This is a genomic window from Rhizobium sp. K102 (genome assembly GCF_022385315.1).
GTDB classification, from domain to species: Bacteria; Pseudomonadota; Alphaproteobacteria; order Rhizobiales; family Rhizobiaceae; genus Rhizobium; species Rhizobium croatiense.
This window is the reverse complement of the sequence record NZ_CP092436.1, coordinates 2,485,418-2,495,501: the sequence shown is the minus strand read 5'-3', so window position 1 is coordinate 2,495,501 and position 10,084 is coordinate 2,485,418. Positions and strand designations below refer to the sequence as shown.

Here is a 10,084-nt window from a genome sequence, read left to right as displayed (position 1 = left end):
AGAGCTTCGATGGTTGGCGGACAAATCCGTGTCGACGCAGGCCATGGAGCTGGACGATCGAAAGACGACAACCTAAAAGAGATGCGGCCAAATCCGCTTCTTGCAGGAGAAGAAAAATGCAGCGCATCGAGAGGGAAGTGAGCGGCGGCTGCCAGTGCGGCGCCGTGCGCTACCATGCAAGCGTCATGTTCGACAATTCGCATCTCTGCCATTGCCGCATGTGCCAGAAAGCCTCGGGCAGCATCTTTGCCGCGCTCGTCGCCGCGCCCGATGATGCGCTGACCTGGACACGCGGCAAGCCGAGCGTCTGGAAGAGCTCGGAGCTGGTCGAGCGTGGCTTCTGCGCCAATTGCGGCACGCCCTTGTTCTTCCACCACCTGGAAAACGGCCGCACCAACCTGATGATCGGTTCGCTCGACGATCCCAACGCCTTCCCGCCGCTGGCCAATACCTGCACCGAGAACATGGTGACCTGGTTCGATACGATCACCGGCTTGGAAAATACCGGTGCGACCGAGACCAACGGCGCCGACTGGGCCGCGGCGATCAAGGCGAGCAACAACCAGCACCCCGATCACGATACTGCTTCCTGGGCGGTGAGGGAGCGTGAAGGCTGATACGCATCCTCATTGCCGCGGGCTGTCACGCAATCCTTCTTGGCGAAGAGGGGAGATGATCAGATGTATCGTGCGGGCGTGGCATGATCTTCAATGAAGGCGGCGGGGTGGACGGGGCTGACCTCGGCGCCGCTGACGCGTCAAACTTCCGTCTTTCAGAAGAGCCTCAGTCGGCGGTACTCTGACTCGGGTATGCCATAGGCATCGTAAGCGAATTCCTCCATCGCCTCACGGTTCCTGATGATGACATTGCCACGCTCGGCTCGGATGAAGCCGTTGCCTTCCAGCACATGCAATGCCGTCGTCACGCTGGCGCGCCGCACCGAAAGCATCATGGAGCGGAATCGAGGACGAGCGATCGGGGCAGGGCGCTGCCTCGCAGGCGCGCCCTGTGGCGTGAAGGGGCGGCTTGAGCCGCCCGAAGGTCACTGGATGACCTGGATCACCGTCCGCGAGGAAGGTTCGACGATCACACGCTGGTCGTTGACAATCGCGTATGCGTATTTGGGATCATCGGGAATGGGTGTCACGACCACGGTCTCCGGCAGGGGTTGTCCGACGACGACCTTCTCCTTCACCACGACGCGTTCGGTCGGGGCCGGAACCTGCTGAACATAGGTCACCACCTTTGGCGGCGGCGGATCGATGATGCTGCCTGCCACGCCGCCGACGATGCCGCCGACAGCCGCGCCGACCGGGCCGCCGACAATCGCGCCCGTTGCAGCGCCACCCGCTGCGCCTGTTACCGTCGACGACTGCGCAAAGGCGGACGTCGATGCCAGCAGCACACTGGCCGCGATTCCTACTGCTTTGATATTCATTGTTTTTCCTCCTTTGAAGCGGTTGCTTCCGCTGGGAAGCCAAACCGGAAAATGGAGGAAGTGTTCCAGATATGGGCCTTCAGGCGGAGGCATGATGGGACCTTCGTCCGATCGCCGATCGCCGGTCCCGTGGACTACTGTATGGGAAAGCGGCTCAGCATCCTGTCTTGGACGTTTTCCCAGCCGACGATCATGGCTGCAATCGCGATGGCTTTGTCGCGATCTGCGGCCTTCGTGATGTAGCCTTCAAGCAGCACGACCGGACCGAGCATCCTGATCTCGATCGCGCTGCTGTCAATTCCCGGGTCGGCGGAAAGGGCAGCCGATATCGTCGCGATGGTCGATGCCGTACTGTGGCCTTCCGAGCAGCGCTCTTCATGATGGTTGGGGCCGAAGCTCATATTCTCCTCCTGTTCCGCCCCTCAACAGACTTAACGTTGCCTCACACACGTATATGAGAAGCGCACCCTGCGTTGGCTATCCCGACTTAGGTCCGCCTTCCTGATGACTTGTCAGCTGTCGACCAATATCGGCGGCGGCCTCCGGACGAGAGCGAAGCCTTGCTATTGCTCGCAGGAAGCGAGGCCAGACCCCTTGACGCCTCTAGGTCAATTGTCCTAATAGGCTTGTAGGGCAATTGTCCTAGGCAATGGCGATGGAGGATCGGGCGCTTGGCGGCAGCAACCACACGACTGCAGATTGTCGAGGCTGCAGACGAGCTCTTTTACAAGCGGGGCTTCGAGGCGACGTCCTTCGCCGACATTGCGGAGCTCGTCGGACTTTCGCGAGGCAACTTCTACTATCATTTCAAGACGAAAGACGAGATTCTCGATGCGGTCATCGCCCATCGTCTTTCAATGACCGAGGCGATGCTGGATGCGTGGGAGGCTGGGGCTGAAGCCCCGGGCGAACGAATTCGCAACTTCATCAATATCCTCATCACCAACCAGACAAAGATCATGGCCTTCGGCTGCCCTGTCGGCACGCTTAGCAACGAACTCGCCAAACTCGACCACACCGCCAGGGACGAGGCGACGAAGCTTTTCACTCTGTTTCGCGACTGGCTCTCGCGCCAGTTTGCGGCACTTGGCCGTGAGACCGATGCCGATGCGCTTGCCATGCACATCTTGATGCGAAGCCAGGGCGTCGCGACGCTCGCGACCGCCTTCCGCGACGACGGCTTCGTCCGCCGTGAAGTTGACGATATGTGCCTGTGGTTGGCAGCGCAGCGACCCAATCCCAGCGATCAACCCGAATCCGTTTCCACCCAGAACGCCTGAAAGAGGCCCTGCATGTTCGTCGTTACACTTAAATTCTCAGCCAACACCGCCCGAGCGTCCGCCCTGATGGAAGGGCATAATGCCTGGATCAAGCAGGGATTTGACGATGGTGTCTTCCTCCTTGCCGGAAGCCTTCTGCCAAGGGCAGGCGGAGCGGTGCTCGCCCACAACACAACCCGCACCGATCTCGAGATGCGCCTCCAGCAAGACCCTTTCGTTGCGGAGGGTGTCGTGAGCGCCGAGATTTTTGAAATTGCACCCGGCCGCACCGACGACCGTTTGGCCTTTCTCCGGGGGTAAGAAGGTGAGCGCGACGGTCTTCGGCCCCGATGGGCAGCCTCGTTGCCGCTGGTGCGCGGCCGCTCCGGAATTCCTGCCCTATCACGACACCGTCCTGATCCTCCCGCAGCCCCTTATATGACGGATGCCGCAGTTTCCCATCATGTGTCCGGGCACGATATTCGATCTCGGCGACCAGTTCAGGACGGACTAACACAGCATTTCGCTCCGTTCCAGTATCCACGGCTGACTTGCCGATGATCAGCTTGTCCATCCGCTCCCGCAGCTCGCCGGCGGAACGTTCGTTGAAGCCGGTTCCGACTCCGCCGACATAGACGAGCTGGTCACCCTTGCGCGCGGCGAGCAGAAGCCGCCCGATGCCGCGTCATCAGATACACTGTCCGAGAGTGGATGGAGAGGAGCGCCTATCTGCCGGTGCATCAGCTGGATGAAGATGGAGAGGTTGGCGGAAACGCTTAACTCGGAGGCCGCGTCGAACACGGACGGGGGAAACGACTACCCGCGTGGTTCAGCGTAAGTTCAGGCGACAAGTGAGAGGTTTGTTCCAACGACGCTCGGAGGTGCTCCAATGCTGCGATACGTTTTACTCGCTGGTGTTTTCGCCGTGATAACCACTCCCTCTCTTGCGGATCCCGGCAAGGACGAGAGCGGCAAACGTTCCTATCGAAGCTGGGAGCATCGAGAAGATTTCAGGCGTCACTCCTCTCGCATTCCCCGTGGTCATCTGCCGCCTCCGGGCTTCTGCCGCGTGTGGCTGTATGATCGACCTGCTGGGCATCAACCCCCGCCGACAAGCTGCCGCGAAGCACAACGGTTTGCTTATCGCTATGGCGGACGCGTTATCTGGGGCGGCGAACGATAGTCAAGAAGCGCTCTTGATTTGTCCGGCTTGAACCGCCGTCTCCCCATCCTAACCCACGTGAGCGAGGTGTGAGGGCGATCATGATCAGATCCAAGTTAACGGAAGCACAAACTGCGATGGGAAACGAAGAGGTCGCCCTGTGCCAAAGGGTTTTTGATCGCGTCAGTTCAACACGACAGATCGTAGACGTCGAGGATCGCGAGGAGCTTGCCCGCCGAATTATCCACTCGTTTCAGCAAGGGGTGAAGGACGAGGACGCTCTGATGCGGCTGTTGATCAGAACCTCTTAGCGAGAAGTGAGTGGGAAAGCCTGGCACAGCTCGATATTGACGTGGTTCATCGACGCCACATAATCGGAACGTCAACCGTTGCGGAGTTGTGCATGTGCCGTCGCATCTACATTGATCGATCGTTTGACTCAATGGCCGAAAGTTTTAGCTTCGCTAAGCGGGGTAACATCGACGATCTCGGCGGCCGCGTCCCGAGATACAACGGCGCTCCGGCCGAAGTTTACCACATCATCATCCAAGACAATGAACGGCAGGGAGGTGAGTCGAAACCTGCTTTCGCTATCGCCCGCTGGGGCTTCATGCCAACGTGGATCGACCCACGCAGACACGCGCCGGCAATCGTCCGCGGTGATATAATGGCAACTCATCAGATGTTCCGGGAAGCTTACCGGTCACGCCGCTGCCTGGTCCCGGTCAGTGGCTTCATTGAATGGAGCGAGGGCAAACAGCCGCATGCTGTCACGTTGAAGGATCGGTCGACTTTCGCTCTAGCAGGGATCTGGGAGGTTTGGCGTCATCCTGTCGGCATCGACATCCGAACCTTCGCCATCGCGACCTGTGACCCCAACGAGCTGATCGCGACAATCCATAATCGCATGCCGGTAGTGCTTCGCCCCGAGCATTATGAGCGATGGCTGTCCGCAGCTCCAGACCCACGCGACCTGATGAAGCCGTTCGATCCCGAAGCGATGACGATGTGGCCGATTGCGCGCCGCATTAGCACTAGGAGAAACGGTGGACCTGAGGTCTTAAGTCGAGTTGATCTCAGCGGAAAACAGGCTCGGCAGAGGATTAGTAAGTTCAGGTAAATTGACGATTTCCCGAACCATGTCATTCTTTTACCTGTCCGCTCCTTCGGTGCGGCATCCCTGATAAGGTCGCATCGGTCTGGTACGAAATGCCCCGTCCCGGCGGGGCATCTTGCTGTTCAAACCGGCACTGCGGGAAGGCTTCGCACGAAGCAGCGCAGCGAGTGGTGCGACCGATTGTTTCGACCCCGGCTGCGCTCTAAGGCTCCGAAGCCTGCCCCGCCGGTGCGATGCACCATCGGCGCTTCATCGGATTACCCGATCCAAGCCGTGGCGAACGACCCCTGACGCAGAAAATCGCCGATGGCATCCGAAGACATCGGCGCGCCCAAAAGATGTCCCTGTAGTCGATCGCATTTTTCTCTTCTAAGCCACGTCGCCTGACCGGCCGTTTCGACGCCTTCGGCCGTAATCCGCATCCCCAGCCCATGTGCAAGCCCGATGATGAAGCGCACGATGGTCTGGCTCTTCGGATTGGTCTCGACGTCCTTAATGAAGTGCCGATCGATCTTGATCGTGTCGAACGGAAAGTTCTGTAGGTAGCTGAGGGAGGAATAGCGGGTGCCAAAGTCGTCGAGCGCGATTCGGACACCCAGGACTTCCAGAGTATGGAGTATGTCGAGATTTTTGGTGTTGCGTTCAAGCAGGACGGTTTCGGTTATTTCGATCTCCAACCTTTCGGCAGGAAACTCGACCGCGTCAAGAATCCCGGATACGCGATCGGTGAAGCCTCGGAGGAGGAATTCAGCCGGTGAGAGATTGACCGCCACGATGAAATGCGAGGGCCACGTTGACGCCTCGCGGCACGCCTGTTCAAGCACCCACGCTCCTATATCTCCCATGAGACCATCGGCTTCGGCCATCGGGATGAAAACACTCGGCGGAACCACTCCGGCATAAGGATGGCGCCAACGCAGCAGCGCCTCGAAGCCGACGATCCCCTCCGATAGCTCCACCAGCGGCTGATACTCAATGAAAAACTGCCGCTCCTTGAGGGCCACACGCAAACTGCGCCGCAGCGTTTCACGCTGCTCCAGCATGATCATCATCGAGCGGTTGAACGTCCTTGCCCGGCCGCGGCCATCGTTCTTGGCAGCATAGAGCGCAATGTCGGCAGCTTTCATCAACTGTTCGCCATCGTTGCCATCGGTCGGCGCAATGGCAATTCCGACGCTGGCGCCGACAAATACATCGATCCCATCGATGGTGAATGGCTCTTTGAACGCCCGGACCAGAGATGCAGCCAAGTCTTCCGCTTCCGAAGGCTGGTTCCGACGCCGCTGAATGACGGCGAATTCGTCGCCCGCGAGTCTGTAGGCGGTCTCGCCGTCGCGAAGCACGGCCTGGATCCGTTCCGCCGTCATCTTGAGCACCGCGTCGCCGGCGCCGTGTCCAAGCGTGTCGTTGACGGGTTTGAAGTCATCGAGATCAAGCTGCATCAGCGCGAGCTTTTGACTTTTCGGCACGGGAAAGCTTGTCTCGAGATCGCTGGTGAATTGGCGGCGGTTTGCCAGCCCCGTCAGAACGTCATGCCTGGCCTGATGAAGAAGGAGGGCGCGATCGGCTTCCCCCGCCGACGTTTCCGAACTCGCTCTTGCATCGCGCGTCTCGATGACCCCAAGGCCCCGATCAGTGCCGAAAACGAGAAGACTGCGACTGTCGCCGGACGAACTGGATCTGATCGCGATGTTGCGAGGCAGGCCGCCGGCGAGCACGGCTTCGATCATCGATCTGGCGCCGGGATCAAGCAGCTCCGGATATAGATCCCAAAGGGTCGTACCTGGCGCCGCTACAGCTTTGTAGGCCTTCGAAACCGCGAAAGAGCATTTGGTTAGTTTCAGGCTATTGCCATAAAACGAGACGAGCTCATCAGGTTGACCGGACATAGGCGCTCCGCGTTGGATTTTTTATCCCCCAACTCGCTGTGTCATGTGCGAAGGCTAACATGCCAGCACAAATATTCAACCGAGCCCTGTTGATCGTCAAAAACGCCTTAAGGGCGTCTTCCGAAGCCTTTGATAGGAGATCCGGCTCCATAGGAAGCCTTCTAATCAAGCTGGTACCAGCCCATGCCGGCAAGCCCAACCTCCAGTATAATCGTGGCGATGTAAGATCGGAAACTAAGTTCTCAATGCGGGCCGATGAGGATTAGCAAATTGAGGTTAATTGACCATCTTCGAAACGACGCCATCTTTCTACCTTCCGCGCCTCCTCAATTGCGCGGTACCACTGATACAAAATGCCCCGTCCTGGCGGGGCATTTCGCTTATCAGGACTGCGGTACTGCAGGAAGGCTTCGAGCAGATCTGGGAGGAAATCGCTGACAAGACTATCGCGAGCTTTCAAGGCGGCAATCGCCGCTCAGAAGGTTCAGCCAGGCCTGCGACACTTCTCCTCGCCTGAGCCACCGATGTGGCAATCCTCGTAGAGGTCGTCTCCATCTGAATTCGCCACCCGACTGAATAGTGCGTGCTGGAGCGGCGGATGAAAGAAGCGGGTCTCCCCATGAGGCAAGGATCGTTGAGTGGCGACGCCGGAACAATGGCAGGCCTGTCACGACATTCGCCGAACTGTCCTCTTCGAGGCGCGGGGACTGACAGGGTATATTCAACCCATCCGATGATCGCATGCCCGGACATCAGGCTCCATCGCCAGCGGGCGACCCGCTAAACGGAACGCCGCGTCACCCCAACCTCGGTCTACGACGAAGGTTCCTCACGCTTGTTTTCAGCCATCCGGAGGTCCAGCGCCTGTCGCAACTGGCCCGCTGACATGTCTGTGTTTGCACTCAAAAGATCGACGGCGGCAGCGTATGCGGCTTGCGCGCAATCCCCGCCTGCGTCGATGGAGTTCGCATCGCACCAATCGTCTATTACCTTCGCGAGCATCTCTATATGCCGCTCGGAGAGTTCCGGAAGATTTAAGAGGTTTAGAGACATTATTGTGGCCTCACCCAAGGCAAGAGCACGTCGGATCGCCCAGTCGGCATCGCCCTGTAAAATCCCCGACTGGAGTACTATACCCTTTATTCGGCGCGATGGTATGGCGATCCGCAACGGGCCGAATTCGCCGGAGTGGCAGCGGCCCCGACCAATCGGGTGATACTCGCATCAGTCCGCCGGCCGTCAACATATCGCAATGTCTGGTAGTGGCGACCTGCCGGCGGGTCCAGCTTTGCTCACGCACATGCTGGTCAGGAGGTTGACAGGCTCTAGGTTAGGAGGGCAGGGAACTCGCGCAAGCAAACGGCGTTCCCCGAATATCTTCTTCCGCTCGGTTGTCGGCGACATCCCAGCCTATTTCCAGGTCCGCATGACGACACAGCAGATCATCGCATTTTCTGTCATCGGGCTCATGATGGCGGTCTTCATCTGGGATCGCTTCCGCTACGATGTCGTCGCCTGTTGCGCACTCGTTTTGGCGGTCGCGACGGGAATTGTCCCGCCGGAAAAGGCCTTTTCCGGCTTTTCGGATGACATTGTCATCATCGTTGGCAGCGCCCTGATCGTCAGTGCGGGCGTCGCCCGGTCGGGCATCGTCGATGCCGCGATCAAGCGGCTTTTCCCGAACCTGAACACGCTTCATACCCAGCTCGCGCTCCTGATGATCGCCGTGGCGTTGCTGTCTGCCTTCATCAAGAATATCGGCGCGCTCGCCATCATGATGCCGGTCGCCTTTCAGTTCGCAAGGAAATCCGGTGCTTCTCCCTCGAAATACCTGATGCCGATGTCATTCGCCGCCCTGCTTGGCGGACTGATGACGCAGGTCGGCACCTCGCCGAACATCGTCGTATCGCGGCTTCGGGAGGAGATGACGGGAACATCCTTCACCATGTTCGACTTCACGCCGACAGGCGCCATCCTGACGGTCGTCGGCATCACCTTTCTGTTGTTTTTCCACTGGCTGGTGCCGAGCCGCACCAAGCAGGATCACGCCATCGAAGATGTCGTGGAGATCAAGAATTACACGAGCGAAGTCGCAATCACCGACCAGTCGACGCTGCTTGAGCGGGCGCTCAGCGACCTCGTGAAGCTCGGCGATGGCGAGGTCATCGCCACGGCCGTCCTGCGCGGCGGCACCAGGAGGGCGCCGTTTCCTGATCTGACGCTCCGCTCGGACGATATTGTGATACTGGAAGGCCCCTCGGCAGCAATAGACCGCATCGTATCACAAGGGAAATTGAAGCTTTCCGGCAAGCCTCTGACAAAGGATGGCCTGCCGGACAGGAACATCATTTCGCTCGAGGCGATCGTCAGCCAGGACTCGTCCCTCACTGGTCTTTCGGCCAAGGAGCTGGCGCTTTCCTACACGCGCGGGGTCAACATTCTGGCGATCAGCCGCCATGGCGAACGCCTCAAGGAACGGCTGGGCAGCTTGACCCTCGGCGTCGGCGACGTCCTCCTCCTGCAGGGCAGCCGGGCAAGCCTGGCCGCACTTCTGCAGGATTTTGGCCTGTTGCCGCTCGCCCAGCGCGAGGTGATGCTCGGCACCCGCCGCCGTGCCTTCATTCCGCTTCTGATCCTGGCCCTCGCCATGGCAACGACCGCCGTCGGCCTCGCGCCGGTTCCGGTGGCTTTCTTCGCGGCGGCGCTGGGCATGGTCGTCTTCCGGGCCATTCCGCTGACGGATATCTATAAAGCGGTCGACGGGCCGATCCTGGTCATGCTCGCCGCCCTTATTCCCGTCTCGGATTCCTTGCGCACCTCCGGCGGCAGCGACGTGATCGCCGGCTGGCTGGGTGTGGTGGCGATGAACCTGCCGGCATGGGGGGCACTCGGCCTGATCCTGGTCAGCGCCATGGCCGTTACGCCCTTCCTCAACAACGCCGCCACCGTTCTCGTCATGGCGCCGATCGCTGCGAGCTTTGCAACCAGTCTCGGCTTCAGGCCGGAAGCCTTCCTGCTGGCGGTCGCAATTGGCGCCGGCTGCGACTTCCTGACCCCGGTCGGCCATCAATGCAACACGCTGGTCTTCGGTCCCGGCGGCTACAAGTTCTCCGATTACCCACGTCTCGGCCTGCCGCTGTCGGCATTGATCATCCTGGTCAGCGTGCCCACGCTGCTCTTTGTCTGGCCGGTGAAATAGGCCGCTGCGGCGGGGAGCCG

General features: G+C 59.6%; 9 protein-coding genes and 4 pseudogenes. 8 read left to right on the top strand and 5 right to left on the bottom strand.

The annotated features are described in order from the left end of the window. Positions 1-116: 116 nt before the first annotated feature. Positions 117-617 (top strand): GFA family protein, encoded by a 501-nt coding sequence (locus tag MHI61_RS18380; protein WP_239790000.1) that lies wholly within the window; start codon positions 117-119, stop codon positions 615-617. Positions 618-772: 155 nt separating this feature from the next. Here the strand turns inward: MHI61_RS18380 and MHI61_RS18375 are convergent. From MHI61_RS18375 to MHI61_RS18365, 3 genes and pseudogenes are all read right to left on the bottom strand, one after another. Then, positions 773-955 (bottom strand): annotated as a pseudogene (locus tag MHI61_RS18375) (Crp/Fnr family transcriptional regulator); the annotation flags it as partial. An 87-nt stretch (positions 956-1,042) separates the two neighbouring features. Beyond that, complete coding sequence (locus MHI61_RS18370; RefSeq protein ID WP_239789999.1) at positions 1,043-1,438, bottom strand: DUF1236 domain-containing protein; 396 nt, start codon at positions 1,436-1,438, stop codon at positions 1,043-1,045. A 134-nt stretch (positions 1,439-1,572) separates the two neighbouring features. Next, positions 1,573-1,839, bottom strand: a complete 267-nt coding sequence (locus MHI61_RS18365; protein WP_239789998.1) for a BON domain-containing protein — start codon at positions 1,837-1,839, stop codon at positions 1,573-1,575. Between the two features lie 270 nt (positions 1,840-2,109). Here MHI61_RS18365 and MHI61_RS18360 point away from each other — a divergent pair, with 270 nt between their 5' ends. From MHI61_RS18360 to MHI61_RS18350, 3 genes and pseudogenes are all read left to right on the top strand, one after another. Continuing rightward, positions 2,110-2,718 carry a TetR/AcrR family transcriptional regulator gene (locus MHI61_RS18360; RefSeq protein WP_239789997.1) on the top strand — a complete coding sequence of 203 codons (609 nt, stop codon included), beginning with the start codon at positions 2,110-2,112 and terminating at the stop codon, positions 2,716-2,718. A 12-nt stretch (positions 2,719-2,730) separates the two neighbouring features. After that, positions 2,731-3,018, top strand: a complete 288-nt coding sequence (locus MHI61_RS18355; protein WP_239789996.1) for a YciI family protein — start codon at positions 2,731-2,733, stop codon at positions 3,016-3,018. A gap of 4 nt (positions 3,019-3,022) precedes the next feature. Further along, positions 3,023-3,109: pseudogene (locus tag MHI61_RS18350) on the top strand (DNA-3-methyladenine glycosylase I); the annotation flags it as partial. On the opposite strand, the pseudogene MHI61_RS18345 reads toward MHI61_RS18350, so the two are convergent. Then, positions 3,110-3,379 (bottom strand): annotated as a pseudogene (locus MHI61_RS18345) (ATP-dependent DNA ligase); the annotation flags it as partial. A gap of 5 nt (positions 3,380-3,384) precedes the next feature. On the opposite strand from MHI61_RS18345, the pseudogene MHI61_RS18340 reads away from it, so the two are divergent. From MHI61_RS18340 to MHI61_RS18330, 3 genes and pseudogenes are all read left to right on the top strand, one after another. Further along, a pseudogene (locus MHI61_RS18340) lies at positions 3,385-3,477 on the top strand (CopG family transcriptional regulator); the annotation flags it as partial. Positions 3,478-3,960: 483 nt separating this feature from the next. Then, complete coding sequence (locus MHI61_RS18335; RefSeq protein ID WP_239789995.1) at positions 3,961-4,170, top strand: hypothetical protein; 210 nt, start codon at positions 3,961-3,963, stop codon at positions 4,168-4,170. A 92-nt stretch (positions 4,171-4,262) separates the two neighbouring features. Next, positions 4,263-4,979 carry an SOS response-associated peptidase gene (locus MHI61_RS18330; RefSeq protein WP_239789994.1) on the top strand — a complete coding sequence of 239 codons (717 nt, stop codon included), beginning with the start codon at positions 4,263-4,265 and terminating at the stop codon, positions 4,977-4,979. A 254-nt stretch (positions 4,980-5,233) separates the two neighbouring features. Here MHI61_RS18330 and MHI61_RS18325 read toward each other — a convergent pair whose 3' ends face one another. Next, positions 5,234-6,865 (bottom strand): EAL domain-containing protein, encoded by a 1,632-nt coding sequence (locus tag MHI61_RS18325; RefSeq protein ID WP_239789993.1) that lies wholly within the window; start codon positions 6,863-6,865, stop codon positions 5,234-5,236. Positions 6,866-8,291: 1,426 nt separating this feature from the next. Between MHI61_RS18325 and MHI61_RS18320 the strand changes: the two genes are divergently transcribed. Continuing rightward, a complete protein-coding gene (locus tag MHI61_RS18320; protein ID WP_239789992.1) occupies positions 8,292-10,064 on the top strand; it encodes an SLC13 family permease in 1,773 nt (590 codons plus the stop codon). Positions 10,065-10,084 lie beyond the last annotated feature (20 nt).